The sequence below is a fragment of the Paraburkholderia sp. BCC1876 genome (assembly GCF_902833695.1).
In the GTDB taxonomy this organism is placed as follows: Bacteria; Pseudomonadota; Gammaproteobacteria; order Burkholderiales; family Burkholderiaceae; genus Paraburkholderia.
In genome coordinates this window covers 301,388-326,887 of the sequence record NZ_CADFGI010000001.1, presented here as the reverse complement: position 1 = coordinate 326,887, position 25,500 = coordinate 301,388, and the positions used below count along the sequence as shown (strand labels likewise).

General features: G+C 64.2%; 24 protein-coding genes. 15 read left to right on the top strand and 9 right to left on the bottom strand.

The window, feature by feature from the left end:
• Positions 1-14 precede the first annotated feature (14 nt).
• From HWY05_RS01295 to HWY05_RS01285, 3 genes are all read left to right on the top strand, one after another.
• On the top strand, positions 15-359 hold the full coding sequence (locus HWY05_RS01295) for a cupredoxin family copper-binding protein (protein WP_176057153.1): 345 nt from the start codon (positions 15-17) through the stop codon (positions 357-359).
• Between the two features lie 441 nt (positions 360-800).
• Entirely contained in the window at positions 801-1,703 is a 903-nt protein-coding gene (locus HWY05_RS01290) for a hypothetical protein (RefSeq protein WP_176057152.1), read from the top strand.
• A gap of 67 nt (positions 1,704-1,770) precedes the next feature.
• A complete protein-coding gene (locus HWY05_RS01285; protein ID WP_244146454.1) occupies positions 1,771-2,832 on the top strand; it encodes a GGDEF domain-containing protein in 1,062 nt (353 codons plus the stop codon).
• 28 nt (positions 2,833-2,860) lie between these two features.
• On the opposite strand, the gene HWY05_RS01280 is transcribed toward HWY05_RS01285, so the two are convergent.
• Positions 2,861-3,061: a DUF1289 domain-containing protein gene (locus HWY05_RS01280; protein ID WP_176057150.1), complete on the bottom strand. Its 201-nt coding sequence runs from the start codon at positions 3,059-3,061 to the stop codon at positions 2,861-2,863.
• A gap of 241 nt (positions 3,062-3,302) precedes the next feature.
• Here HWY05_RS01280 and HWY05_RS01275 point away from each other — a divergent pair, with 241 nt between their 5' ends.
• Entirely contained in the window at positions 3,303-4,193 is an 891-nt protein-coding gene (locus HWY05_RS01275; RefSeq protein ID WP_176057149.1) for a phytochelatin synthase family protein, read from the top strand.
• Between the two features lie 20 nt (positions 4,194-4,213).
• On the opposite strand, the gene HWY05_RS01270 is transcribed toward HWY05_RS01275, so the two are convergent.
• Complete coding sequence (locus tag HWY05_RS01270; protein ID WP_176057148.1) at positions 4,214-4,861, bottom strand: glutathione S-transferase family protein; 648 nt, start codon at positions 4,859-4,861, stop codon at positions 4,214-4,216.
• 251 nt (positions 4,862-5,112) lie between these two features.
• Here HWY05_RS01270 and HWY05_RS01265 point away from each other — a divergent pair, with 251 nt between their 5' ends.
• Positions 5,113-7,017: an FAD-binding oxidoreductase gene (locus tag HWY05_RS01265; RefSeq protein WP_176057147.1), complete on the top strand. Its 1,905-nt coding sequence runs from the start codon at positions 5,113-5,115 to the stop codon at positions 7,015-7,017.
• 4 nt (positions 7,018-7,021) lie between these two features.
• Here HWY05_RS01265 and HWY05_RS01260 read toward each other — a convergent pair whose 3' ends face one another.
• From HWY05_RS01260 to HWY05_RS01240, 5 genes are all read right to left on the bottom strand, one after another.
• A complete protein-coding gene (locus HWY05_RS01260) occupies positions 7,022-8,446 on the bottom strand; it encodes a DUF1254 domain-containing protein (RefSeq protein ID WP_176057146.1) in 1,425 nt (474 codons plus the stop codon).
• Between the two features lie 274 nt (positions 8,447-8,720).
• Positions 8,721-9,110: a VOC family protein gene (locus HWY05_RS01255; protein WP_176057145.1), complete on the bottom strand. Its 390-nt coding sequence runs from the start codon at positions 9,108-9,110 to the stop codon at positions 8,721-8,723.
• 100 nt (positions 9,111-9,210) lie between these two features.
• Positions 9,211-10,854 (bottom strand): glycogen synthase GlgA, encoded by a 1,644-nt coding sequence (gene glgA, locus HWY05_RS01250; RefSeq protein ID WP_176057144.1) that lies wholly within the window; start codon positions 10,852-10,854, stop codon positions 9,211-9,213.
• A gap of 293 nt (positions 10,855-11,147) precedes the next feature.
• On the bottom strand, positions 11,148-12,620 hold the full coding sequence (locus HWY05_RS01245; protein WP_035557429.1) for a sodium:solute symporter: 1,473 nt from the start codon (positions 12,618-12,620) through the stop codon (positions 11,148-11,150).
• Entirely contained in the window at positions 12,617-12,835 is a 219-nt protein-coding gene (locus HWY05_RS01240; RefSeq protein WP_035557426.1) for a DUF3311 domain-containing protein, read from the bottom strand. The genes HWY05_RS01245 and HWY05_RS01240 overlap by 4 nt, the downstream gene beginning before the upstream one ends.
• Before the next feature lie 298 nt (positions 12,836-13,133).
• Between HWY05_RS01240 and HWY05_RS01235 the strand changes: the two genes are divergently transcribed.
• From HWY05_RS01235 to HWY05_RS01225, 3 genes are all read left to right on the top strand, one after another.
• A complete protein-coding gene (locus tag HWY05_RS01235; protein ID WP_035557423.1) occupies positions 13,134-13,811 on the top strand; it encodes a MarC family protein in 678 nt (225 codons plus the stop codon).
• A 91-nt stretch (positions 13,812-13,902) separates the two neighbouring features.
• A complete protein-coding gene (locus HWY05_RS01230; protein WP_176057143.1) occupies positions 13,903-14,736 on the top strand; it encodes a class II glutamine amidotransferase in 834 nt (277 codons plus the stop codon).
• A gap of 43 nt (positions 14,737-14,779) precedes the next feature.
• Positions 14,780-15,640, top strand: coding sequence for an MBL fold metallo-hydrolase (locus HWY05_RS01225; protein WP_176057142.1), 861 nt, complete (start codon positions 14,780-14,782; stop codon positions 15,638-15,640).
• Between the two features lie 31 nt (positions 15,641-15,671).
• Here HWY05_RS01225 and HWY05_RS01220 read toward each other — a convergent pair whose 3' ends face one another.
• Positions 15,672-17,420: a cobalamin biosynthesis protein CobT gene (locus tag HWY05_RS01220; RefSeq protein ID WP_176057141.1), complete on the bottom strand. Its 1,749-nt coding sequence runs from the start codon at positions 17,418-17,420 to the stop codon at positions 15,672-15,674.
• A gap of 11 nt (positions 17,421-17,431) precedes the next feature.
• Entirely contained in the window at positions 17,432-18,661 is a 1,230-nt protein-coding gene (locus HWY05_RS01215; protein ID WP_176057140.1) for an AAA family ATPase, read from the bottom strand.
• A 376-nt stretch (positions 18,662-19,037) separates the two neighbouring features.
• On the opposite strand from HWY05_RS01215, the gene HWY05_RS01210 reads away from it, so the two are divergent.
• The 7 genes from HWY05_RS01210 (at position 19,038) to HWY05_RS01180 (ending at position 25,405) form a co-directional block, all read left to right on the top strand.
• Positions 19,038-20,150 carry a porin gene (locus HWY05_RS01210; RefSeq protein ID WP_244146453.1) on the top strand — a complete coding sequence of 371 codons (1,113 nt, stop codon included), beginning with the start codon at positions 19,038-19,040 and terminating at the stop codon, positions 20,148-20,150.
• A 204-nt stretch (positions 20,151-20,354) separates the two neighbouring features.
• Positions 20,355-20,804: a sugar dehydrogenase complex small subunit gene (locus HWY05_RS01205; RefSeq protein ID WP_176057755.1), complete on the top strand. Its 450-nt coding sequence runs from the start codon at positions 20,355-20,357 to the stop codon at positions 20,802-20,804.
• Positions 20,805-20,806: 2 nt separating this feature from the next.
• The gene (locus HWY05_RS01200) at positions 20,807-22,441 is read left to right on the top strand and encodes a GMC family oxidoreductase (RefSeq protein WP_176057139.1); all 1,635 of its coding nucleotides are present in this window, start codon (positions 20,807-20,809) and stop codon (positions 22,439-22,441) included.
• 2 nt (positions 22,442-22,443) lie between these two features.
• Positions 22,444-23,730 (top strand): cytochrome c, encoded by a 1,287-nt coding sequence (locus HWY05_RS01195; RefSeq protein ID WP_176057138.1) that lies wholly within the window; start codon positions 22,444-22,446, stop codon positions 23,728-23,730.
• A gap of 278 nt (positions 23,731-24,008) precedes the next feature.
• The gene (locus HWY05_RS01190) at positions 24,009-24,254 is read left to right on the top strand and encodes a DUF6723 family protein (protein ID WP_035557388.1); all 246 of its coding nucleotides are present in this window, start codon (positions 24,009-24,011) and stop codon (positions 24,252-24,254) included.
• A 205-nt stretch (positions 24,255-24,459) separates the two neighbouring features.
• Complete coding sequence (locus HWY05_RS01185; protein WP_244146452.1) at positions 24,460-24,777, top strand: hypothetical protein; 318 nt, start codon at positions 24,460-24,462, stop codon at positions 24,775-24,777.
• Between the two features lie 73 nt (positions 24,778-24,850).
• Positions 24,851-25,405, top strand: a complete 555-nt coding sequence (locus HWY05_RS01180; RefSeq protein WP_176057137.1) for a cupin — start codon at positions 24,851-24,853, stop codon at positions 25,403-25,405.
• Positions 25,406-25,500: the final 95 nt, after the last annotated feature.

Genomic DNA, 25,500 nt, shown 5'->3' with positions numbered 1-25,500 from the left:
TCAGGAGATCGACTATGCAAATCCCTACTCTTCGTCGCGTGTCATGTGTGCTGTTTCTGGGCGCGAGCCTGTTTGCGGCGGCGGCCGGTTCGTCTGTTGCGTGCGCGCAGACACCGGGCGCTGTCGTCATCAAGAATTTCATGTTCACGCCGATGGCGATAACCGTTAAAGCCGGTTCGACGGTGACATGGAAAAACCTCGACGGCGAGCCGCATACGGTGGTGAACGACGCGGGTCTGTTCCGTTCCGCCGCGCTCGATCAGAACGACACGTACCAGTTCAAATTCGATAAGCCGGGCGTGTACAAGGTTTTCTGCGGCATTCATCCGACCATGAAGGAGACGATTACCGTCGAGTAACGGCGCCGTGTGGGTCGGGTCAACATGCGTTCGCGGGCGGTCTTTCGTCCGTTGTTTTTCGCCCCTGCGTTTCAAGCGGCGCCCGCGAAAATTCATGGTTCGGCACAGCGCCAGTCTGGTGCAGGCCTGGTTGTTGCGTCTATCAATCCCATCGAACGCGGTTGAGAGCCGTTCGCCACGCCGGGCCTTGTTCCGGTGGGCGATAGCGCGCCGGGAGGCTTCCCGGCGGCGCGTCCGGCAACGGGTAGCCTGGCAGGTTTTACCTGAATGCCCGACGCGAATAGCTCTCGTAACGATGGCGTTTAAAGCGCAGCATTGCCGTGTTGTCGCTATCCGTTAAGCGGGGTAAATTCTTCGAACGACCAGGCGTCGGCTCGGCAAGGTCGCGCGAAACCCCAGTCTGTATACACGTCAGACATAAGGATTCCGGAGCGTATTGCGATGTACCACGATACCGACTTGCCCAATCCCTCAGTTTCTTCAATCGACGGCCTCGCGCCCGCCGGCGACACGTACGGCTGGCCTGCGCCCGCCGTCGCGCCGCCGCGCTTCGGCCGACTGGCGATGGGCGTCGCCATCGCCGGCGCGTTGGCGCTTGGCGTGATGGGGACGGTTGCGTACGGCGTCTGGTTCAATCACGATCAGCAGGCTTATGCAGAGGCGATTGCGGGCGCGCGGCAGGCGCTTGGTGCGGGTGCGGGAGTAGGTGTGGGGGCGGGCGGTGCGGCGGGGCGAGCAGGCATGCCTACGACAAACGCGGCTACGACAAACGCGGCTATGACAAACGGACCCGCAGCAAACGGAGCCATAGCGAACGCAGCTACGGCAAACGGAGCCATAGCAAACGCAGCTACGTCAAACGCAGCCCGGGCAAACGTTGCTACGGCAAATGCGGTGAACGCAGCCCCTGCAGCGCTCGCAGCACCGAACCCGACGACGGTGGCACCCACGGCGGCCGGAACGTCCGCCGAAGCACAGGCGGAGCAACCGGCCGAGCAGGGTGGCCGCCTGGCCTCGTGGTCCGGTCAGGTAGCACGACCGTCCACGCCGGACCCGGAACTCGCTCGCGCCACTGATGCAACAGACGCCACGCCGATCGCATCGTCATCGTCAGCGAACCGCCGCTCAACGGCCGCAACCGATTCGCCCACTCAACAATTCACCGCCGCCAGGCCCGCCAAAGACCCACGGTCCACCGACGCGCGCGCCGCTTCCCCTTCCGAGCGCCACGCCGCGAACAACCGACACAAAAGCCTGTTCGCTCGCATGGGGCAGTTCTTCCATCGTGTGAGCTATCGGCAGCATGGCAACGCAAGTCAACAAGACATCTACTCCCATCCGTGAGCGGCACCGCTCCTGGCGCGGTCGCACGGAACGCGCTTTCGCGACCCGCTTCGGGCCGGCGCCGGCCATGCTGGCCGCCGTATCGCTGCTATGTCTGCTGATCGGCCTGCTGTATCTCGCGCTGCAGATCAGAACGATCTTCTCCGACCAGTTGAAACAGGACTACGCCGGACTGGTGCTCGACGCGGTGCATCGCGCGGAAGGCGCGCGAGCGGTCGTCGGCGTGTGGCAGCAGGCGCCCGGCAGTAGCCAGCGCACGGCCCAGGGCGTCAAGATCGCGCGCGTCGAGCTATCGCAGCGCCTCGATTCGCTCGCGGCGCTCGTCAATGCCAGCCCGATTCCCGCGCCACGCATACCACCCGCGGCGCTCGCGCCCGACGCGCCGCTGAACGGCATCGACACATGGCTCGCCACGGTGTCCGCCTACTGGCGCGCTCAACACGATGTCGACAGCGCCGACGTGCGGCTGCGGATCGCGCATGTCGCGAATCTGCTGATCGCGCTGGCCGCGTTGCTGTTTTGCCTGCTGCTCGCGGCGCTGGGTTTGTACGCCAAACGCAACCGTCAACTGGTGGGGCAATCGCAGGAGTTCGAGCAGGCGGCCTTGCACGATCCGATGACCGGGCTGCCGAACCGCCGCAAGCTGTTCGCCACGCTCGAAGACGCCGCGGAAAACTGGCATGCGATCGCCCGGCGCAGCGACCTTGCAACGCCGCCGCCGTACAAGATCGCGGTGCTGTATCTGGACCTCGACGGTTTCAAGCAGATCAACGACTCGCTCGGCCATCGCGTCGGCGATGAATTCCTGATCGCGGTGTCGCGGCGCTTTCGCGTCTCGGTGCGTAAAGGCGACGTCGTCGCGCGGATTGGCGGCGACGAGTTCGCGGTGCTGGTGCGGGAGTTTTCGAAGGCCGCGGAATTGGGCGAGATCGCCCAGCGGCTGATTGCCTGCGTGGTCGAGACCGATACGCAGATGGGCATCGGCTCGGTCAGCGCCAGCGTCGGCATTGCGAGCTTTCCCGATCTCGTCGACGATTATCAGCGGCTGGTTGCCGCCGCCGACGAAGCGATGTACCACGTCAAGCGCAGCGGCAAAAACAGTTTCGCGTTCGCGGTGCCGCCTGAATAAGCGCTGCCGATCAGCACGTTCAGGACGTTTACACCGCCGCGCGAGGTCCGTGAATCTGCGCTTTCGCTGTCACTTCCCGATGGGTTTTCTGAGCGATCACCTGCACGCGCAGGTCGTCGGTCATGGTTTTCCACCCGCGAATTTCGTCGCGTGTGCGCAGGCATCCGATGCAGAAGCCGGTTGCGCCGTCGAGTCTGCAGACGTCGACGCAAGGTGACGGGATAGTCATGCTCAAGCTGCTGATTCCGTTGGTTTGATTTCGATGGCGACGGATCTTACCGCACTTGGCCGTTGAACTGGACACGGCCGGGCAGCGCGCCGTTGATGCTTGCGTAAGGCGCGACGCCAAGGCTTTCCCGCGATTCACGCGCAGTTTCGTTTCGTGTTACAAAACCGGAGCCTGGCCGTGCCTGTCGAGATGCATCGGCGGCGGCGCAGTCGTTCCGAGTTCATCCGCAGCGGAAGGATCCATGTCCAGATACTCCTTGAAGCGTACCGTTGGGCGCGCCGGTCGGCTCGCGTGGATTGCCGCGCTGCTGATGACGGCGGCACTCGCAGCCTGCGCACCGGCGCCGGTAGCGACCAGTCAGACGGCAAGTGAGACCGCGAGTCAGACCGCGAATCCGGTCGCCATTCAAACCGCCACGCAGAAGCCCGTTGCGCAGCCCTCAGCTCAAACGCCGCCCATCAATGCGAAGTCCGCCGATGGCCCGCTGCCCGTGCCACCCAACCTCGTCGCCCTGGCGCAGCCGGCCGGCCAGAAGCGCCTGATCGGCGCCGCGGCCAATCAGTCGTACTGGCCGCTCTCGCAGTATTTCGAAACCCAGCGCAACGAAGCGTATTGCTCGGTCGCGACGTCGGTAATGGCGCTCAACGCATTGGGTATTCGCCGGCCCGCCTCGACGCTCTATCCGGACTTTCCGTATTTCTCGCAGGAAGATTTCTTTCGCGGCGTCGATCCGCAAGTGGCCAACGCGGCGCGCGTTTCTCACGAGGGCATGACGCTCGACCAGCTCGGCGCAGCCTTGCAGGCATTTCCGGTCGCGGTGCAGCCTTACCACGCGGCGGACCTCACGCTGGCGCAGTTTCGCGATCTGATTCGCGAGACCACGCGCCACGGCGATCGTTTCGCGCTGTTGAATTTCCGGCGTGTCGAGATCGGCGAAACCGGTGGCGGACACTGGTCGCCGCTTGCTGCGTACGACGCGGCGAGCGACAGCGCCTTGCTGCTCGATGTAGCGCGCTACAAGTACCCGGCGGTGTGGGTGCCGGTGGCGCAGTTGTACGCGGCGGCGCTCGCGGTCGATAACGTGAGCGGGTTGTCGCGCGGCGTCGTGGTGATCGGCAAGCGGCAGGGCTGAAGCCTGGCCCTCCGTGCCGGTCAATCGTTCGGGTTAAGCCACTCGGTCAACCCTTCGCGCGTATTCAATTCGATAAACGACGGTAGCGCGCGCAGTTGGTGGATATAGCCGGCGAGATGCGGCCAACCGGTCGCCGGTCGCGGCTGATTGCGGGTCCAGCGCATCAGCATGAGCGCCATCAAATCCACCGTGCTGAGCTTGCCGCCGATCAGGTAACCCGGCTTGTCGGCGAGTTGCGCGTCGAGCCGGTCCCACGCTTCAACGAGTCGTCGCTCCGCGAGCGCGCGCACTGCGTCGGCGCCGGCCGCGTCGCCGTCGACCTCCGCGTAAAACCAGTCGCGCATGGCGGGCAGCACCGTGTTGGCGAGAAAGATCATCGTTTCGAACCACTCGGCGCGGTCGGCGGAACCGGGCGCGGGCGCGAAGCCGGCTTCGGGATGGCGTTCGGCGAGCAGCATCAGCAGTGCAGCCGATTCGTGACGCGGCACGCCGTCGACCACCAGCGTCGGCACCCGACCCGAGGGATTGAGCCGCAGATAGTCCGGTTCGCGCTGCTTGCCGATATCGATATCGACGAGGCGGGCTTCGAATGCGACGCCCAGTTCGATCAGTATCCAATGCACCGCCATGCTGGCCGCGCCGGGCGAATAGTAGAGAACGTAAGGCATCGATGCGCTCCGGATAATTGTGCGATTTTGGTGGTTCGATCCGGCGGTAGTCTAGCGCCATTTATCGCATCGGCGGCGCGGTAACGCGCGTTCTCGTAGTAGCGGATGCGGGGGTTCGCGGCTACTATCCTTCGACCGTTTTATCGGCCGGAACGGGCATGCGGTTCGATCACACCGCAGCGTAAAGCATTCACCTGATGCCGCGCCATGGGGCGTTGCGCAGCGCGGCCATTCGGGAGACAGGCAAGCGTATGTGCGCATTCGACCGGCGGACTCTGCTCAAAGGCGCACTCGCCGCGCCATGGTTCGGCGCGAACTGGCGAGTTTTGGCGCAACCGCAACCGCAACCGCTCGCACAGGGGCCGGCCAATGCGCAGGCCGACAAGACGATCGAGGCAAGTGAGGCGAGCGAAGCAGCCGGTCCGACACTGCGTCGCGTGCGACCCGGCGATCCAGCGTGGCCTTCCACGGACGCCTGGCAACAACTGAATGCGGCCGTGAACGGGCGCTTGAGCGTGGTTCGCTCCCCGCTCGCGGTATGCGCCGAATCGCCCGCGAGCCAGGCGTGCGCGGACGAATTCAAGCGACTTAAAAACCCCTTCTATATCGGCGATACCCCGGCACTAACGCAGACCTGCGGTTGGCTCGACGCGTGGACCTCCGTGCCGAGCGAGTACGTCGTCGCAGCGGGCGAAGCGCAAGACATTGCGAGCGCCGTCGACTTCGCGCGTAGGCATCGCCTGCGGCTGGTGGTCAAAGGCGGCGGCCATAGTTATCAGGGCACCTCGAACGCGGCCGATTCGCTGATGGTCTGGACGCACGCCATGCGCGGCATCACCTCGCACGACGCTTTCGTCCCGGACGGTTGCGCAGGGCGCGTCAAACCGGAGACTGCGGTTACGATCGGCGCCGGCGCGCTGTGGGGGCATGTCTATGCCGCTGTCAGCGCACAAAGCGGGCGCTATGTGCAAGGCGGCGGCTGCCTGACGGTCGGCGTCGCCGGGCTGGTGCAGAGCGGCGGCTTCGGCAGCTTTTCGAAGCGGTTCGGCTCGGCGGCCGCGGGTTTGCTGCAAGCCGAAATCGTGACGGCCGATGGCGTGGTGCGCACGGTGAATGCCTGCACGCACCCGGATCTGTTCTGGGCATTGAAAGGCGGCGGTGGCGGAAGCTTCGGCGTCGTGACGCAGTTGACGTTGCGCACGCACGAACTGCCCGATCTGGTGGGTGTCGTGAACGCGACGGTGAAGGCGTCGTCGGAGACGGCATTCCGCGCGCTGGTGGGCGAGTTCATCGCGTTCAGCGCGGCCAGTCTGATCAATCCGCATTGGGGCGAGACGGTGGCGTTCCGCAGCGACAATACGCTGCGCATTTCGATGGTGTTCCAGGGGCTTGATCGCGACACCGCTATGCGCGTCTGGCAGCCGTTCTTCGATTGGGTCGCGAACGGCGAGCATGGCTGCACGACCACACCGCCCCAGGTGCTGACCGCCTCGGCGCGGCACTTCTGGGACCCGGCCTTCCTCGCGCAACACGTCCCTGACGCGCTAACGGTCGACGACCGCCCGGGCGCCGACCCAGGCAACGTCTTCTGGACGGACAACCTGGTCGATGCCGGCCAGTACCTGTACGGCTACACCTCGACCTGGCTGCCGGCCGCGCTGCTGGCGCCCGCACGGCGCGGCGACCTCGCCGACACGCTGGTGCAGAGCAGCCGGCGCTGGTCCGTCACGTTGCACTTCAACAAGGGACTGGCGGGCGCTCCGGCCGACGCGTTGAACGCGACCCGGCAAACCGCGACCAATCCCGCGGTACTCGATGCCTTCGCGCTCGCGATCCTCGCGGACCTGGGCGCGCCGGCGTTTCCGGGCATCGCGGGACATGAGCCGGATACGCGCAACGGGCGGCGCAGCGCAACGAGCATCGCCCAGGCCACGCAGATCCTGCGCACCATCGTGCCCGACCCGGGTACGTATCTGTCCGAGAGCGACTTCTTCGAAAGCGACTGGCAGCGGGCCTACTGGGGAAACCATCACGCGCGGCTCGCGGCGGTGAAGCGCCAGTACGATCCCGACGGCCTGTTCTTCGTACACCACGGCGTGGGCTCGGAAGAATGGAGCGCCGACGGGATGACGCGGGTCGACGCCGCGCGCACTTAACCCGCTAGTTCACGCGTTTGACCACGGGCGTCTTCCACTTGCCATCGAGCAGCGCCTGCTTCGGCCAGTAATAGCGCAGGGTGATCATGAACGGCCCATCCGGCGCCGGCAGCCAGTTCGCCTTGCGGGCGTTGGCGGGCGCTTCGGACTGGATATAAATCGTCACCGCGCCGTCCCGATCCTTTTTGAGTTGCGGCAGCATCGGTGAGTTGATCAGATAGCGGTCGAGCGGATTTTTCACCAGCAACTGGTCCGGCAATCCGTACATGGTCACCGACCAGAACGCGTTCACCGGCGGCAATTGCCCTTTGGGAAAGCGCAGCACGTAACGATGCTGACTGCCGTCCAGCGGCTGGCCGCTCGCGTCCTTGTCGAGCACCGGATACAGCGCTTCTTCCCGCGAATTCGCGCCGATACCGACCTGGGTGCCGGTGGCGCGCGTCACATAGTCGTTCTTCAGATACTCGCGCGTGCCGAATAAGGTGTCCGTTTTGCCGCCGAGCGACGCGCGCCGGTCGTCGATCGCCTTCTGGCCGTCCTGCATGCCGGCGCTAAACGCCGCCTTCTGCTCCGCCGACAGCGCGTTCACGTCGAAGCGCTGCCCCGGCACCACGCCGATCTGTGCGAAGCGGCTGCGCAGTCCGGCTTCGTCCGGATTGACGGGGGCGAACTGCAACACGAACGCGAGCTGGTTGAAGAACTCGAGCGAGGTGCGCGCGGCGGCCGGCGAGATCGGCTTGATCCATTGCACGGCCGGCGCGGCGGGCGGTGGCGCGGTGCCGGTGAACGCCGAGAGCGTCTGCAGCTTGTAGCCCGCCTGAATCTGCTTGACGTTGTCGAGGTCGCCGGGATTGAACAGTTGCGTGCGTCCCACGACGTTCACCAGATCGGTCTCGGAGCGGATCACCTGGGTGATGCCGTTCGGCGTCTGACCGTTCCAGCGCGGACCCGCTATCAGGAATGTGCCGCCGTGGTTGCCGGTGGTGCGGCTGCCGATATAGGCGAAGTTGAAGGTGTACAGGTCCAGCAACTGGAACACGAAGTAGCGTTTCCGGTCCATCGGCGGGACCGTGATAACCACCGGTTCCGCACGCAGATCGAGACCGGCGAACGTATAGGGCGTGTCGGAGTTGGGCGTGACGAAAGCGGTGTCGTCGGGTGTGAAAACGCGTGCGACGTTCAGGATGGAATTGAAGGGACCTTTGTATTGCGGATTGGTGCTGTCCACGGAAAACGCATACATCGTGCTGTACACAGCAACCAGGGGCGTGCCGTAGAGATACGCGTCTTTGGCGATCGAGCGGATCTCGGCGGTGCTGGCGGTCACGGGCGCGGCGCGGGACTGGGCCATGTCGCCGCTCGGCGACGTCTGGCAGGCGGTCAGTGCGATAGCGAGCAGCACGGCGGCGATGATTCGACTTCTTGACATGGCGACCCTCTCGAAGCAGGCATGGACAGCGTCAACGGAATCGGAACACGGGAGGTAACGGGTACGACAGGCACAACACGCGAAATGCAGCTAGCCGGAATGGAAGGGAATGGAAGCGGGAATTGTTCTGGATGCCGAAGCTTGCCTTGCGTGCTCGCGAGCTGTCAAGCAGCATTCAGTTCGCCGGGATTGTCAGGAAGCGTTCAACATCGGGCGAGTGTGCCCGGTGTGGAACATCGCTTTTGCGCATGCTATGCGTGATGAATTATCGAACTCAGCCCCAGGCGGCATGCTGCAGGACGATTCGATAACCGTCAGGATCTTCGAAGGTTTTGCCTTGGCGATCCCAGTAGGGATTTTCGGCCTGGCACGGCATCGCGCCGAATGCCTGAAGCCGCTCGACCGCGGCGGTCCACTCGCCGAGGGCGGGCAGATAGAGCACGAGAAGATGTTCGTGAGTCGGCGCGCGTTCGACGCTGACGCCGTGCTGATGCGTGAATTCGATGTGCCACGGACAGTCGCGCCGTCCGACGACGACGCCGTCGAAACCCTCGTGATCGGCGAAACGCGCCAGCACCTCGAAGCCGAGTCCACGCGTGTAGAAATCGGCGACCTGATTGAGCTGGTTGGTGGGACGGGCGACGCGGAGAACGGGTGACGGCATCGGCAACTCCGGGAAAGACGAGTATGCCAGCGAGCTTAACGTGCGGGACGCGGCGTCGGGTCGTTCAACCGTTGCCGCGTGGGGTTATTCGAAGCGCGGGTTATGCACTGCGCGCCATCTCTCCGACGCCCGCGTTGAACCCCTCGTCCGCACGCGCAGCCTGGCGCGTCGCACTCGAGGAGCCCGCCGCGCGAGCCCGAACCGGTGTCTTGCGAACGCGCGTCTCGCGCAGCGCCGGGCGTGCATCGACCATCTCCGCATACAACGCGAGATAGTTCTCGGTCGACGCTTCCCAACCCGAATCGCGGCTCATCGCATTGCGCTGCAACGCGTGCCACGACGCCGGTTGCATGAACGCGGTCAAGGCCCGTCCGAGCGCATGCACGACATCGTCGACCTGCTCGCCGTCGAACAGAAAGCCGGTCGCGCTGTCTTCACCGTGCATGAGCCGCACGTCACGCGGCTCACGCGGATCGGGCGCCTCGAGCGGCACATAGTCGACGATCGTATCCGCCAGCCCACCCACGCGCGACGCCACCGGAATCGTGCCGTAACGCATCGCGTAAAGCTGGGTGAGTCCGCAGGGTTCGAAGCGGCTGCCATGCAGCAGCATGTCCGCGCCTGCGTGCAGCATATGCGCGCGTCGTTCGTCATAACCGATCTGCACGCCCACGCGCCCAGGCCACGCTGCCGCCAGTTGCTGCAGCGCCAGTTCGAGCGCGGGCTCGCCCTGACCGAGAATCGCGAATTGCAAACGCGGATGCCGTTCGAGCAGCGTGGGCAGCGCGTGCACCACGACGTCGGCAAGCTTCTGTTCCGTCAGCCGGCTGCCGATCGCGACCAGCGGCGCGAACGGGTCACGCGTCAGTCCGAACGCCTGTTGCAGCTCGCGCTTGCAGGCCTGCTTGCCGGCGGTGTCGTCGACGGAATAGGGGCGCGCAATCTGCGAATCGGTCGCCGGATTCCACGCAACGGTATCGATCCCGTTGACGATGCCCGACAGCTTGCCCGCCTGCGCCTGCAACACACCTTCCATGCCGTGCCCGAAGCGGGACGTCAGAATCTCGCGCGCATAGCGCCGGCTGACGGTGTTGACCCGGTCGGCGTGGACGATGCCCGCTTTCATCATGCTCAGCGAGCCGTAGAACTCGATGCTGCGCTCGTCGGACAACGCGGGCGTCAGCAAGTCGGACGGCACGCCGATCCAGCCGCCCATCGCGAGCGGATGGTTGCCCTGGAACGCGAGGTTGTGAATCGTGAAGACGCTTTTCGCGGCGACGCCCGCGAGCCGCATATAAAGCGGCGTGAGGCCTGCATGCCAATCGTGCGCGTGCACGATGTCGGGGCGCTTCAGATTACGCACGCCGCGCGCGATACGCGTGGCCGCCGCGGCGAGCGACGCGAAGCGCGTCAGGTTGTCGAGGTAGTCGCGCCCTTGCGGATCGCGGTACAGCCCTTCGCGGGCGAACAGGTGATCCATTTGCAGCAGCAGCACGGTGACGCCGGTGTCGGGCATACGCGCGCGCAGCAGCCGGGCGTCGCCGCCGGGCAGGCCGGTCATGCGCGCGACGGGCGCGACGTTGAGGGCGCGTTCGAGCGCCTCGGGATAAGCGGGCATCAGAATCGAGACATCCACACCGGCATCGCGCAGCGCGGCGGCGTAGGCACTGACCATGTCGCCGAGGCCGCCGGATTTGGCGAGCGGCAGGGCTTCGGAAGCGACAAGAAGAACGTTGAGCGACAAGGTGGCCCCCAGGGACGCAAATTTTTGCACTTGCACAGTGCGGCCGGATTCGGCGATGTGTCTATTCAGCAAGGGGTGTGCCCGGAGCGGGCGGAAGATTTGCGCCGCGGCTGCGGGTTTGTGTTGCAGTGCGGGCCGCTGTATTTCGCCGTGACGTTCGCGCTGAGGTTCGCGCTGGAACGCGGGCGGTTTTTTCATTCTTATGTAGATTTGACATTCGGCGCGCGACCGGTAAACGGAAAAGGGCCGTCGCCAATGGCGACAGCCCTTTCAAGTCCTGCGGGAAGCGAAGCTTAATGCACCGGCGCGTGCGTCTGTTCGACCGGATGCGGCTGCGTCACCGCACTGACCAGCGCGAACACGATGATATTCACCGCCAGCGCCAGGAAGCCGATGTTGACGTCCTTCAGCGCGTCCGGCAGGAACGGCATCAACTGGCCGACGCTCAGGTGCATCGTGGTCGTGATGGTGACCACCGCCACGCCGGCGAGAATCCCGCAGAACGCGCCTTGTTTGGTGGCACGGTTATGCGGCCGCAGGCTGCAGATCACCGCCGGGAACAACTGCGTCACGAAGCTGTAACCCATCAGCAGCAGGGCCACGATCGTTTCGCCGCCGTGCAGCGTGAAGCCGACCGCCACCAGCGCTACCACCGGCACCAGAAGCCGCGCCAGATTGGTCACCGTGGCGTCCGACGCGTTGCGGTTCACCATGCCGCGGTAGACGTCGTTGGCGAGCAGCGTGGAGGCCGAGGTCAGGATCATGGAGCCCGGCACCAGCGCGGTCAGAATGCCGGCCCCGCCGATCACGCCGACGAACCACGGGTCGAAGGTCTGCAGCGACAGGCGGAACAGCGACAGGTCGATGTCGCCGCCCTTGAGGCCCGGCACCTTCAGCGTCGCGGCAAAGCCGACGAAGAACACGAACAGCAGGATCAGCTGGTACAGCGGCAGCACCATCGCATTGCGGCGGAAGATGCGTTCGTCGCGCGCGGTGAAGATCGAACCGAACGAGTGCGGCCACATGAAGAAACCCAGCGCGGTCAGCAGCACCGTCGACTGGAACCAGGTCACGCTCGAGCCCTTGGCCGGGAAGGTCAGGAAGCCGGGGCGGGCGGCGTCGATCGCGCGGAACATGTCGCTGAAGCCGCCGTAGTAGTGAATCGGCAGATAAATGCCGAGGAACAGCACGATCGCGAGGATCAGCGTGTCCTTCACCACCGAATTCCACGCCGAGCCGCGCACGCCGGAGACGATCACGTAAGCGGTCACGACGCCGGCGCCAAGCCAGATCGCCGTGGTCGACGAAATCGCGCCGTACGACGCGGTCGCGACGATAATGCCGAGCCCCTTGAGTTGCAGCACGAGGTACGGAATCAGCGCGGCGACACCCACCAGCGCGACCAGCGTGCCGAGTGCCGGGCTATCGTATTTGCGCGCGAAGAAGTGCGGTTGCGACACGAGCCGGTGGTCTCGCGCATAACGCCAGATGGGCGGCAGCATCCAGTACGAGATGATGTACGCGAGCGTGCCGTACGCGAGAATGTAGTAGACCGGCGCGCCCTTGCCATAGGCGAAACCGCTGCCACCGAGGAAGGTGAAGGTGGTGTAGATCTCGCCCGCCATCAGCAGGAACACGAACGCGGTGCCGAAGCTGCGGCCGCCCACCGTCCATTGTTCGAGGCTCATGTCGTGGCCGCGCCGCGCGCGTATGCCGAGGTACAGCGCGAACAGCGTAATGGCAGCAATGATCAGCAGGGCGCTCATGGGCGGACCTCCTCGCCTTCGACGGCGGCGAGTTGACGGTTGGACGGGTCCAGACGGTAGACGACCGCCATGATGATCGCGCTGAGCACGACCCACATGACGATCCAGGCCAGCACGAACGGCATGCCGAGCATCAGCGGCTCGACGCGATTCACAAACGGAACACCGAGCAGTATGCCGACGAACGGCAGCGCGGCGAGTACACGAAGCAACATGGGGGCAACTCCTCGAACCGGTGAGTACGTCTCGTTGAAAGTGCGGCTTCGCTGGGGACTTTATGCCTGATGCTTTGGGTACGTAAAGTAAGTCAAAAAAGTGTAGGCTTTCCGAAAGTTGCGCGTGCATCTTTTTTGCGTGTTTTCCGCGCGGCTTGCTGCGCTGCAATGCGCGGCGTCCGCGGTGACGAGACTATGGCAAGGGTGCCGGTTGCGCACTTTTCACCGTGCCGGCTGGCGCGGCGCGATATCATCCCGGTCACGCGACGCGAGCAGTCGTTCATCACGGAAAACGCATATGGTCGAAAGTCTGATCTCGGACATTCTGTTTGGCTTCACCGGGCTGATCAGCATCATCAACCCGATCGGCATTGCCTTTGTCTTCCTTGACCGGACTGCGTCGTTGACCACCGAGGAGCGCACCGCGCTCGCCCGCAAGATTGCCATCAACGTGGTCTGCGTGCTGCTGGTGGCGTTCTTTATCGGCACCCCGATCCTGCATTTCTTCGGCATTTCGATGCAGGCGCTGCGCATTGGCGGCGGCCTCGCGGTCGCGGTCGGCGGCTGGCAGATGCTCAACGCGCCCGATACCCAGCCGGCCGAGCAACCGGCGGTGAAACGCGTCGACGCGGACAACGCCATGTCGAAGGCCTTCTTCCCATTCACCATTCCGCTGACCACCGGGCCGGGCTCGATCGCCACCGCCATCGCGCTGACCGCGAACCGCACGCACAAGCTGTCCGAGTTCGTGCTGTCGAGCGTTGCGTCGGTGGTTATCTCGCTGCTGGTGGCGCTCAGCGTCTATCTGGTATACAGCCGTGCGGTGATTTTCGCCCGTTACCTCGGCGTGGAAGGCACCAAGGTCGCCATGCGCGTCTCGTCGTTTCTGCTGTTGTGTATTGGCGTGCAGATCATGCTGACCGGCTTCTCCGAATTCCTGATTCCGATCGCGACGTTGCAGCCGGTGATCAAGTAGTGTCGGGCCGGGCGGCAGCCTGCCGCGCCGGAGCGTTGTGTCGCAGCAGAGCGCAACCGCCGCCAGGTTGCATCGCACCGGAGAGAACCCAATGTGCCGCTGGCTCGCTTATACAGGTAACCCGCTTCAGCTCGAAACGGTGCTGTTCAACGCGAAACACTCGCTGATCGATCAGAGCCTGCATTCGCGGCTCGGCCATACCACCACGAACGGCGACGGCTTCGGTATCGGCTGGTACGGCCACCCGACCGATATTCCGTTCCGTTACCGCTGCATCCAGCCGGCGTGGAGCGACCGCAATCTGCGCGAAGCCGCGCGGGCGATTCGCGCGCCGCTGTTCATCGCGCATATCCGCGCGGCGACCGACACGCCTTCGCAGGAAACCAACTGTCATCCGTTCCGCTATGGCCGCTGGCTGTTCGCGCACAATGGCCTGGTGCGCAATTATCCGGTGGTGCGGCGCGATCTGATGCTGGCGATCGACCCCGAGCTGTTTCCTTCGATTGAAGGCTCGACCGATTCCGAGGTGTTGTTCTTTCTGGCGCTGACGTTCGGCCTTGAACTCGCGCCGGTTACCGCGCTCGAACGTATGGTGGGTTTCGTCGAAGCCACCGGCCGCGCGCATGGCGTCGACGAACCGCTGAACATGACGGTGTGCGCGACCGACGGCGAGCAGATCGTCGCGGTACGCTATTCGAGCGAAGGGGCGTCGCGCTCGCTGTTTCACAGCACGTCGCTTCATCATCTGCACGAGTTGTATCCGGACGACTCGCGCATCACGGCGGCCGGCGACGACGCGTTTCTGGTGCTGTCCGAGCCGCTCGCCGATCTGCCGGGCTGGTGGGAGGAAATTCCCGAAAGCACGGCGGTGGTGGCGCGCGGCGGCACGATCGAGCAATATCCGTTCAAGCCGCAACTGGCGTGAACCTTCGAGCAGGATGAGTTGTATGAGTAGCATGGAGCAGAGCATGAGCCCGTTGATCGAAGCCTTCTACGACACCACGACCGGCACGTTCACGTATGTGGTGTTCGCCGCCGAAGGCTCGGCCTGCGCGGTGATCGATCCGGTGCTCGACTACGACCCGAAGTCCGGGCATACGTCGACGGCGTCGGCGGAACGCGTCGTGGACTTTGTCAAAGCCCATGGCTTGCAGGTCGAATGGTTGCTGGAGACGCACGCGCATGCCGATCATGTTTCGGCGGCGCCGTATCTGAAGGGCGCGCTGGGCGGCAGGATCGCCATCGGCGCGGATATCCGCATCGTGCAGGGCGCGTTCAAACGTGTCTTCAATCTGGCCGACGAGATGCGCACTGACGGCCGCCAGTTCGATCATCTGTTCGCCCCGGGCGAGACCTTCAGCATCGGCGGATTGGGCGGCGAGGCGCTGCATGTGCCGGGCCATACGCCCGCCGACATGGCGTACCGGATCGGCGATGCGGTGTTCGTCGGCGATACGCTGTTCATGCCGGACCTCGGCTCGGCGCGCTGCGATTTTCCGGGCGGCGACGCGGGTACGCTGTACGAGTCCGCGCGCGGGTTGCTGGCGCTGCCGCCGGAAACGCGGCTGTGCATGTGCCACGACTACCCGCCACCCTCGCGCGAACCGCGCTGGCAGACCACCGTGGCCGAACAGCGCCGCGACAATATCCATTTGCACGACGGCGTGAGCGAAGAGGCGTTCGTCGCGCTGCGCACTGCGCGCGACCGCACGCTCGGCATGCCGACGCTGATTCTGCCGGCTATCCAGATCAATATCCGCGCGGGCGCGCTGCCGGAGCCGGAGGCGAACGGCGTGCGCTATCTGAAGATTCCGCTGAACGCGTTCTGAGCGGGTGAGGGTCGCGCCAAGCTGAGTTGCGCTAGCGCTTCAGCAGCATCGTGCTCAGTACGGAGAACACCGTCGACGGTAATTCCGCGAGACGGCTCACCACCACGTTGTGCGGATAGAAATCCTCCACGGCGTCGGTCAACACGCCAATCCCCACCAACTCGATGCCGCGCTGGCCGATCGCCGCCACGCGTTCGCGCAGATCACTGCGCAGCACTTGCGGGTCGCCGTCGCCGGTGGAGGGATAACCGTCGGAGAACACGATCAGAATGCGCCGGCTGGCCTGATGATCCGCCAGACGCGTCGCGGCCCACGCGAGCGCTTCACCGTCGGGGTTCTCGTGTCCGCAGTCGATCCGCGCGATGCCGCTCAGGTCCGTCGCGCCGAAGCGTTTGTAGACTTTCAGATCGAGCCGCTCGACAAACCGGTTATAGCGCCGCAAATCCGCGCCCGCGGCAAGCTGCCGCTGATAAAGCTGACGCATCGGCTCCGATTCGACCGAACAATAGCCCAGCACCTCGCAATCGAACGACAACTGCGTCAGCGCATCGCACAACGCGGTCGCGCATTGGCGCGCGAGTTCGATCTTGCGGCCGGCCATCGAGCCGCTACGGTCGATCAGCAACGTGACCGCCACGTCGCGCCCCTTGTGCGCCCGCTGCGTACGAAACGGCGTGCGGTAACCCGGCGAAGTGGCGAGTTTCGCGAGCGCGGTACGGTCGATCTCGCCGCGCTCCTGCTCGCGGCGCCAGCGCGTGCGTTCGTCGGCGCTCAGCGCACGTTCGAGTTTTTCCTTCAGCGGCGCGGTGTCCGCACGGGCTTGCGCGCGCAGTTCACGCCACGCCGCGCTGTCGCCCTGACCGGTGAGGTCGGCGATGTCGTCGAATTCGGTGGCGAGGGGAATGGACAGTTGTGCGCGCACTGTGTTGGCTACAGCAGCGCCGGCTTCGCCTTCGCTATCCGCCGAAGGCGATTGCGCGTCGCCGAGCGATTGGCCCATGCCGACCGCGTTCTCCGCCTCAGCGCCGCCGCTGCGCTCCGACGGCGGCGAATTCGCGCTGTCGTGATCGGGCAGCACGGTGTCGTCTTCGTCGTCGAGCGGCGCGGACGAACTCGCGGCCGTTTCTGTGTCGATATCTTCGACCGGGTCCGCGGTGAAGACCATGCTGTTCACGTCACCCGCCGACAACGCGCGCACGCGCGCCACCAGCGTTCGCGCCGTCGCGATGCTCTGCGCGGTCGAGCGGCTGCCACGTGCTTCGTGCAATAGATCCTGCGACGCATGCAACGCGGCGAGCAGCGAATGGACCGCTTCGCTTCGCGTCGGCGACTCGTCCCACAGCGCGCGCTCCACCAGCCAGACCAGCCGGTCGCGCCAATGCAGTTTTGGCCAGCGTTGCCGCACACGTTCGGCCGCATGCACGCGCAGTTTGCCGATGAACCAGCGCGCGCCCGGATACTCGTCGAGCAATTCACCGCACACGCGACGGTCGTCGATCACCTGCGCAAATTTCGCTTCGATCCCGGCCGGCAACGCGTCGAGCTCCGCGAGCGACGCATGTTTCGCGCGCGCCACCAGCAGATCCAGATAGCCGATCAGCACATCGCGCTCGATGCCGCCGTTCAGCTCGTAATCGGGAATCACGATCCGGCCAGGTTCGACGCGCGGCCCGTCCGGACTGAACGCGACCGTCACGCCGTATTGCCCCGTCAGCACACGGGCGACTTTGCTGAGCGTGGATTCGAAGGTGAAACCGCGCGTGTCGTGCGTAGCGTGCATCGTGCCCACGTTCAGGCGGCCGGCGCGATGTGATGGCGGATGATGCCGCGAATCAACGCGGCGTCTTCCGGACTCACCTTCGCGTAGATGGCCGGCCCGGCCGCGCGTTCGGGGTCGCCGGTGCGCAACATCAGCTCGGCCCAATCGAGCAGGCGCCGCGTCGAGAACGCGCTCGACAGATCTTCGCGCGAGAACGCCGCGCGGCAGTCGGCGGCAATTGCGGCGAGCGTGGTGGCAAGCGTGCGGGTCATGTGCGGGGCGAGCGTGCGGATCAGCACATCGGCTTCTTCGGCGGGCGACAGATAGTCGAGCAGATACACGCGCCAGCGATCAAGAAACGCCTCGTTCATCAGATTGGCGCCCTGATACAGATGACGGAACTGGCTCATTGCGCCGACCGCGTTCGCAGTGGCGAAGAGCCGGAATGCCGGATGCGGCGCGACGATCTCGTTGCCTTTCTCCTTCAGCACGAGGCGGCCGTGCGGTTCGAGCACGGCGGTGAGCGCGGCGAGAATCGACGGCTCGGCGAAGTCGATTTCGTCGACGATCAGCCACAGGCCTTCGCGCATCGCGGTGGGCAGCACACCGTCGACCCATAAAGTCTCGCCGCCCTTGACCGTCCAGAAGCCGACGAAATCGCCGACCGTGGTCTGCCCGTTCATGTTGGAGCGCAGCACGCCGTGTCGCGAGCGCGCCGCGACCTGTTCGATCAGGCTGGTCTTGCCGGCGCCGGTGTGGCCGATCAGCATGACGCGGCGGTTCTCGACGATATCTTCGACGATGTCGTTGAAGCGCTCGGAAAACAGATAGGCGGGATTGATGCGCGGCACCAGCGGACCATCCATGCCGCAGGGCACGTCGAGATGGCCGATGCGCACGCTCTCGCTCTCGTTTACGCCTTCGGCGTGCCGCTGTTTCGCCACCGCCGCGAGCGCTGCGGCGCGCTGCAAGGCGGGCATGAAGGCGATGCGTTCGGCCGCGTCGTGCTCCGCGTTGGTGTCGTCGATATCGATTGCGAAGCCTTCGCGGCGCCATTTTTTCAGCTTGGCGCGCAGGTTTTCCGCGTCGACCACCAGATCGATATCGACCGCGCCAGTGCGCTCGCCGTCGTCCGTGCCATGTTCGAGGCGATAGTTTTCCGGGCGGTCGGCGACGCTGACGCGCCACCATTCAGCGCCGTTATCCGTTGCGCGTTGGTAAAGGCCAAGGTGTTCGTCTTCGGTCAGTTCGGGCGCATTCATGGCAGGAGGTAAAGGATTGATAACGGTTTATACGTTTCTATTTGGCGCGGACGTAATGAGCATCTATCTTATCTTGAGCAGCTTTCGATCACCCTTTTCGGTTGCCCACTCAATGTCGAGTCCGCGGTCCGCAAAAGTTTATTGCGTCAAACGGATAGGCTATCAGCCGCGTATCCCCTATAGTTCGACCGCGCAGGATGTAGTTTCGCAACATCTATCCATCGTTCTACCCCTCATCGTTTTCGAATCCCGCTTTACACCGGTGTTGTCCGGGCGGTCGCAGCCTGAGCGCGGCCGACGCTGCACCGAGTAGTTTTGAATCATCTGCATTTGGCTTTGCCCTCCCTCGCGATACAAAACAATTCACGGCAAAACAATGAGACTACCTGCTAAAAAATTAATGGCGGCGCTCGCGGTAGCGGCCAGTCCGCTGGCTTATGGTCAAACCAGTGTGTCGTTATATGGCCGCCTGGACGCGGGTCTGGAATACCTGAATCACATCAGCAACGCCGCGGGCGGCAGTTCGAGCCGCTGGAGCGCGGAGGGCGGGGATTGGGGCACCAGCATGCTGGGCCTCAAGGGTAATGAAGATCTGGGCGGTGGCCTGAATGCGATCTTCAACCTGGAAACCGGCTTGCAGGTGATGAACGGCACCACCAGCGGCGGGCGCCTCTGGTCGCGGCGCGCGTTCGTCGGCTTGAAGAGCCAGGAGTGGGGCACGCTGCAGGCGGGCCGCAATCTGTTTATCGATAGCGACGGCGTGTGGGAATTCGATCCGTTCGTGCAGCAGGCGTTTTCGTCGGCCTCGCTGGTGCGCGGGCGCAACTGGCAGCAGACCAGCAACAACGTTGAATATCACAGCCCGGTGTTCTGGGGCTTCGACGTGCAGGGGCAATACTCGTTCGGCAATCAGCCGGGCTCGTTCAACAGCGGTGCCAACGGCGAGTTCGGCCGCTCCGACGGCATCATGCTGAGCTATCACTCCACTCTGTTCGACGTGCGCGGTATCTACGACGAACTGCGCGACAGCAACGGCCGCTTCAGCAATATCTTCCAGGCGTCGCGCGAATATTTCGTGGGCGCCAACGTGCATTTCGATGCGGTGAAGATTCAGGGCGCCTATACGCACTACTCGGCGCCGGACTCGCCGGTCGGCGTGGCCGATAGCGCGGATCACTACTGGCTCGGCGCGACCTACAACTTCCAGCCGCGCTGGGCGGTGACGGCGGGCGGCTACTACGTGAAGGTCGGCGACGGCAGCGGCGACGTCGCGCACGACCCGTCCGGCCACGCGATGATGTACGTGCTCGGCACCACCTACAACCTGACGAAGCGCACCTTCCTGTATGGCACGGTGGGTTACGTGAACAACGGCGGCAACTCGAACTTCTCGCTCGAAGCGTCGCCGCGCGACTCGACCAGCAACACGAGTCCGCTGGTCGGCGAATCGCAGACCGGCGCTTATGTCGGGATGCTGCATCAGTTCTGACGCTGCGCGATAAGCGGCATGGAACGTGCTACGAGCGAACGGCGCTCGTGGTGCCGCTCGTGCTGCATTCGGCCGATCTCGCATCACCCCGCAATAAGTTTTGAAGAACGCCTCACAAGGGATAAACAACAATTGACTCCACACGATACTCACGGCGAGTCCCGCGACGGGACAGCCTTCGCCACGAGCGGTGAAGCGTCGAGCATGACGCGCCGCCGCTGGCTCCAGGGCGCACTCGCGTTGACCGCCGCGGGCCTGACCGGCTCGCTCGCGCTCAAGGCACTCGCCGCGGACACCTCCGCCGCGCCCGTCGACGCGTTCATGAGCCTGTCGCAATCGCTGACCGCGCGAGCCACGCTGAATCGCGACGTCGGCACGCGCCTGCTGGCCGCGCTGCAGACGTCGTCGCCCGCTTTCGCGCAGCAGTTGCCGAAGCTGGCCGGCGCGCTCGCCGCCGGTTCCGCCGACGCCTCGCAGCAGGCGCTCGCGCTGAAAATTCTCGAAGCGTGGTACCTCGGCACCGTCGATACGACCGTGGTCACGTACGAACAGGCGCTGATGTACGACGTGGTTTCCGACACGCTGATCATCCGTTCGTACTGCCCCAACAAGCCCGGTTTCTGGGCTGCCAAACCGATCGAAAGGCAAGCCTGAGCATGGCCGATTCACACAATCAAACACAACCCAAAACCCAGCAGGCCGATATCGTCGTAGTCGGTTCGGGCGTGGCGGGCGCGATCGTCGCGCATCAGATGGCGCTGGCCGGCAAGTCCGTGATTCTGCTCGAAGCCGGGCCGCGCATGCCGCGCTGGGAAATCGTCGAACGCTTTCGCAACCAGTTCGACAAGTCGGATAACTCGGCGCCGTATCCGTCGAGTCAATGGGCGCCGCATCCGGAATACGGTCCGCCGAACAATTATCTGATCCTGAAGGGCGAGCACAAATTCAACTCGCAGTACATTCGCGCGGTGGGCGGCACAACGTGGCACTGGGCGGCTTCCGCATGGCGCTTCATGCCGAACGACTTCCGCATGAAGACCGTGTACGGCGTGGGCCGTGACTGGCCGATGGAATACGACGAACTGGAGCCGTACTATCAGCGCGCCGAAGAAGAACTCGGCGTGTGGGGCCCGACGGACGAAGAACTCGGTTCGCCGCGCAGCCAGCCGTATCCGATGGCGCCGCTGCCGCTGTCGTACAACGAGCAGACCATCAAGGGCAAGCTCAACGCGTTCGACTCGCGCTATCACGTGGTAACCGAACCGGTGGCGCGCAATAGCCGTCCGTACGACGGCCGCCCGACCTGTTGCGGCAACAACAATTGCATGCCGATCTGTCCGATCGGCGCGATGTACAACGGGATTGTGCACGTCGAGAAAGCGGAGCAGGCCGGTGCGAAACTGATCGACAACGCGGTCGTCTACAAGCTCGAAGTGGGGGCGGACAAGCGCATCGTCGCGGCTTTGTATAAAGACCCGCAGGGCAACGAGTATCGCGTGGAAGGCAAGTATTTCGTGCTGGCCGCGAACGGCATTGAAACACCGAAGATCATGCTGATGTCCACCAGTCACGATTTCCCGAACGGCGTGGGCAATAGCTCCGACATGGTGGGCCGCAATCTGATGGACCACCCGGGCACCGGCGTGACGTTCTACGCCGACGAAAAACTGTGGCCGGGCCGCGGCCCGCAGGAAATGACCTCGCTGATCGGTTTCCGCGACGGCGCATTCCGCGCGACCGAAGCCGCGAAGAAGATCCACCTGTCGAACCTGTCGCGTATCGATCAGGAAACGCAGAAGATTTTCAAGCAGGGCAAGCTGATCAAACCGGCCGAACTGGACGCGCAGATTCGCGACCGCGCGGCGCGTTTTGTCGAGTTCGACTGCTTCCACGAAATTCTGCCGGCGCCGGAAAACCGCATCGTGCCGAGCAAAACGGAGACCGACGCGATCGGTATTCCCCGTCCGGAGATTACGTATCGTATCGACGATTACGTTAAGCGCGGCGCCGTGCATACGCGCGAGGTCTACGCCAACGCGGCGAAAGTGCTGGGCGGCACCGAGATCGAGTATCAGGACGAGTTCGCGCCGAACAATCACATCACGGGCGCGACCATCATGGGCAGCGATCCGCGCGATTCGGTGGTCGACAAGCATTGCCGTACCTTCGATCACCCGAACCTGTTTATCTCGAGCAGCGCGACGATGCCGACCGTGGGCACCGTCAACGTGACGCTGAGCATCGCGGCGCTGGCGCTGCGCATGGCCGACCAGTTGAAGAAGGAAGTTTGAACGTGCTGAAGAAAACCTTTTTCTGGCTGCTGGCCGGTGCGTTGACTCTGCCCGCGTTGGCGCAGGCGGACGCTTCTGTGAACGGCAACGACACCGCATTGATTAAACGCGGCGAATATCTCGCGACGGCCGGCGATTGCATGGCGTGTCATAGCTCGGTAAAGGGCAAGCCGTTTGCCGGTGGCTTGCCGCTGAAAGTACCGATGCTCGGCACGATTTATTCAAGCAATATCACGCCCGATCCGCAAACGGGGATCGGCACCTGGTCGCTCGACGACTTCGATCGCGCGCTGCGCAAAGGCGTCTCGAAGGACGGCCACAATCTGTATCCGGCCATGCCCTATGTGTCCTACGCGAAGGTCAGCGACGACGACGTGAAGGCGCTGTACGCGTACTTCCGCTACGGCGTCGCGCCGGTGAATCAGCCCACGCGCGTGAGCGACATTCCGTGGCCGCTCAATATGCGTTGGCCGCTGAGCGCGTGGAACTGGCTGTTCCTGACGAGCGGTCCGTATCAGGCGAAGTCGAGCCAGAGCGTCGAATGGAATCGTGGCGCGTACCTCGTGCAGGGCCTCGCGCATTGCAGCACGTGCCACACGCCGCGTGGCTTCGCAATGCAGGAGAAAGCGCTCGACGAAACCGGCGGCGATTTTCTCGGCGGTTCGGTGCTGGCGGGTTGGGATGGCTACAACATCACATCGGCGACCAACAGCGGGATTGGCGGATGGACCCATGCGCAACTCGTCCAGTATCTGCAGACGGGGAGCGTGCCGGGTCTCGCGCAAGCCGCTGGGCCGATGGGTGAGGCGGTGGAACACAGCTTCTCGAAGATGACGGACGCCGATATCAACGCGATCGCTACCTACGTGCGCACGGTGCCGGCGGTCAGCGACGGCAGCCGGCAAGCGCGCGCTACGTGGGGCAAGCCGGCCACGGACGTGACGCGGTTGCGGGGTGTTGCGATGAGCGACGGCACGCTCGATCCGGCGCGGTTGTATCTCGGCAATTGCGCGACTTGCCATCAGGCGCAAGGCAAGGGCACGCCGGATGGATACTATCCGCCGCTGCTGCATAACACCACGGTGGGGGCGTCGAATCCGGGCAATCTGGTGCAGGTGATTTTGCATGGTGTGCAGCGCAAGACTGCGGGTAACGATGTCGGGATGCCGGCGTTTGCTACGCAGTTGAACGATGCGCAGATTGCTGCGCTTGCCAATTACGTGACGACGCAGTTTGGGAATCCGGCGGCGGTGCAGGTGACGGAGAAGGATGTGGGGAAGCTGCGCTGAGATGAGTACGAGGTGAGCGCCGGGCACGGTTGATCGACGTGTCCGGTGTTAGAAAAGGGCATGCCGGGTTTATCCGGCATGCCCTTTTTTGCCTTTGGCCGATGAGTCGCGCTCGGAGTTACGCGCGGTGCGCCTCAAGCCCGGCGGACGCGGCCCGGCGTCGTGTGGAACGGGGCTTGCTCGACCTTGGACAATACGCGGCGGCGTTACCGCTATAAGTGCCGCACGATGACACGGAATACGACGCACCACGAGTGCAGGGATAAGGGAAAAGACACATGGCGCGACATAAGGCCGACGTTGCTGACGATGACTTCGAGATTTACGCGAGCTATCACGGAACAGGCGACGGCCGTTACGTAGGTGGGCTGAAGGTAGTCAGAAAAGCGGACAGGAAGCTTCTGTTTCCATTCGATGGCGCGCCCGAGATCGGGCCTTACGCGACCGCCGACGAGGCGCGCCGCGCCGCGATCGATTACGGACGCGAGATCGTGGCCGCCGATCGCTTGGCCCCGGAGCAGTGACGCTGGACTCGCAAATCGTCGCGATCGTCATGACGTTCTCCTTTTTACAAACAATGGCCGTGACCTCCGCATTTAGCGTGGCAATGGCCGTGCGCAGTGAATCGGCGGAAGCGTTGCGCGAGGCCCCTCGGCGCGCGTTTCACAGACAGGGACCAATTGTTGCTGCACAGATCAGATAGCCGACAGGCCAGTCAAGGAGAGCGACATGGACCAGAACGACGCGCAAGACAACGATAGCGGCAGAAGCGACAACAGCGACCCCGAGCAAGGGAAATCCGGCGCTACCACCAACGTATGGAACATCTCACCGGAAACGAAGCAGCGCAACAAACCGAGCGGCACGCATTACGTCGAACCGAGTCCGCTGGGCATCGAACCGGTTGAGCAGACGGGCGTCGACAAGGCCACCAATCCGCCGCGTTCGACCGAACATCCCGCGCAGACCGCCGAAGTCCCGCTCGGCACCGGCGCGCAGGCCGAGCCTCCGGGCGGCGGCGGCCGAGAGTCGCAGCGCAAGGAGTAAATGGCGCCGCAAAGCTGCACCGCCGCACCGCACACCATAGGCGACCACCCGGCAGCACGCACAGGAGCGAACCATGTTCAACGATTCGAAGCACGGTTTCGACGCGGCGCAGACCGAGTACGAAGCCTTCATGCTGGAGCCGCACGACTGGGTGCCGAACAACCGCAAACTACCGGTCGTGATTTATCGCCGGGCACTTTTGCCCGATAGCGGTGACCTTGCGGCGGCGTTCGAGATTCTGTTCGAGCGCAACGACTGGCCGCCGCAATGGCGCGACGGTATTTTCGACTATCACCATTTCCACGCGAGTGCGCACGAAGTGCTCGGCATCGCGGACGGTTCCGCGCAGGTGATCGTCGGCGGTCCGGGTGGCAAAGTGGTGACCGTGTCCGCGGGCGATGCGTTGTTGCTACCCGCCGGCACCGGCCATTGCCTGCAATCTTTCGCGCGCCATTTTCAGGTGGTGGGCGGTTATCCGGACGGGCAGCAGTGGGACATCCGCCGCGAAGCGCTCACGCCGCAAGAAGTGGCAGCGATGGACGCGTTGCCGTTCCCATCCATGGATCCGATCGACGGCAAGCTCGGCCCGTTGATCGAGTTTTGGCTGCATGCGGCTCGCAGCGGATAAACAAACGCGCGCCATTCCTCTTTTTTCCATGCGTCGGAGCAAGTGTCGCAAGCCTCCTGAAAGATCCATCGTCCAACCCGCCCGCCGCGCGCCGC

Excerpts from the sequence above, each read along its gene's own strand:
- HWY05_RS01295 (WP_176057153.1), top strand. The coding sequence starts at position 15 with ATGCAAATCCCTACTCTTCGTCGCGTGTCATGTGTGCTGTTTCTGGGC.
- HWY05_RS01290 (WP_176057152.1), top strand. The coding sequence starts at position 801 with ATGTACCACGATACCGACTTGCCCAATCCCTCAGTTTCTTCAATCGAC.
- HWY05_RS01285 (WP_244146454.1), top strand. The coding sequence starts at position 1,771 with ATGCTGGCCGCCGTATCGCTGCTATGTCTGCTGATCGGCCTGCTGTAT.
- HWY05_RS01280 (WP_176057150.1), bottom strand. The coding sequence starts at position 3,061 with ATGACTATCCCGTCACCTTGCGTCGACGTCTGCAGACTCGACGGCGCA.
- HWY05_RS01275 (WP_176057149.1), top strand. The coding sequence starts at position 3,303 with ATGTCCAGATACTCCTTGAAGCGTACCGTTGGGCGCGCCGGTCGGCTC.
- HWY05_RS01270 (WP_176057148.1), bottom strand. The coding sequence starts at position 4,861 with ATGCCTTACGTTCTCTACTATTCGCCCGGCGCGGCCAGCATGGCGGTG.
- HWY05_RS01265 (WP_176057147.1), top strand. The coding sequence starts at position 5,113 with ATGTGCGCATTCGACCGGCGGACTCTGCTCAAAGGCGCACTCGCCGCG.
- HWY05_RS01260 (WP_176057146.1), bottom strand. The coding sequence starts at position 8,446 with ATGTCAAGAAGTCGAATCATCGCCGCCGTGCTGCTCGCTATCGCACTG.
- HWY05_RS01255 (WP_176057145.1), bottom strand. The coding sequence starts at position 9,110 with ATGCCGTCACCCGTTCTCCGCGTCGCCCGTCCCACCAACCAGCTCAAT.
- HWY05_RS01245 (WP_035557429.1), bottom strand. The coding sequence starts at position 12,620 with ATGAGCGCCCTGCTGATCATTGCTGCCATTACGCTGTTCGCGCTGTAC.
- HWY05_RS01240 (WP_035557426.1), bottom strand. The coding sequence starts at position 12,835 with ATGTTGCTTCGTGTACTCGCCGCGCTGCCGTTCGTCGGCATACTGCTC.
- HWY05_RS01235 (WP_035557423.1), top strand. The coding sequence starts at position 13,134 with ATGGTCGAAAGTCTGATCTCGGACATTCTGTTTGGCTTCACCGGGCTG.
- HWY05_RS01230 (WP_176057143.1), top strand. The coding sequence starts at position 13,903 with ATGTGCCGCTGGCTCGCTTATACAGGTAACCCGCTTCAGCTCGAAACG.
- HWY05_RS01225 (WP_176057142.1), top strand. The coding sequence starts at position 14,780 with ATGAGCCCGTTGATCGAAGCCTTCTACGACACCACGACCGGCACGTTC.
- HWY05_RS01220 (WP_176057141.1), bottom strand. The coding sequence starts at position 17,420 with ATGCACGCTACGCACGACACGCGCGGTTTCACCTTCGAATCCACGCTC.
- HWY05_RS01215 (WP_176057140.1), bottom strand. The coding sequence starts at position 18,661 with ATGAATGCGCCCGAACTGACCGAAGACGAACACCTTGGCCTTTACCAA.
- HWY05_RS01210 (WP_244146453.1), top strand. The coding sequence starts at position 19,038 with ATGAGACTACCTGCTAAAAAATTAATGGCGGCGCTCGCGGTAGCGGCC.
- HWY05_RS01205 (WP_176057755.1), top strand. The coding sequence starts at position 20,355 with ATGACGCGCCGCCGCTGGCTCCAGGGCGCACTCGCGTTGACCGCCGCG.
- HWY05_RS01200 (WP_176057139.1), top strand. The coding sequence starts at position 20,807 with ATGGCCGATTCACACAATCAAACACAACCCAAAACCCAGCAGGCCGAT.
- HWY05_RS01190 (WP_035557388.1), top strand. The coding sequence starts at position 24,009 with ATGGCGCGACATAAGGCCGACGTTGCTGACGATGACTTCGAGATTTAC.
- HWY05_RS01185 (WP_244146452.1), top strand. The coding sequence starts at position 24,460 with ATGGACCAGAACGACGCGCAAGACAACGATAGCGGCAGAAGCGACAAC.
- HWY05_RS01180 (WP_176057137.1), top strand. The coding sequence starts at position 24,851 with ATGTTCAACGATTCGAAGCACGGTTTCGACGCGGCGCAGACCGAGTAC.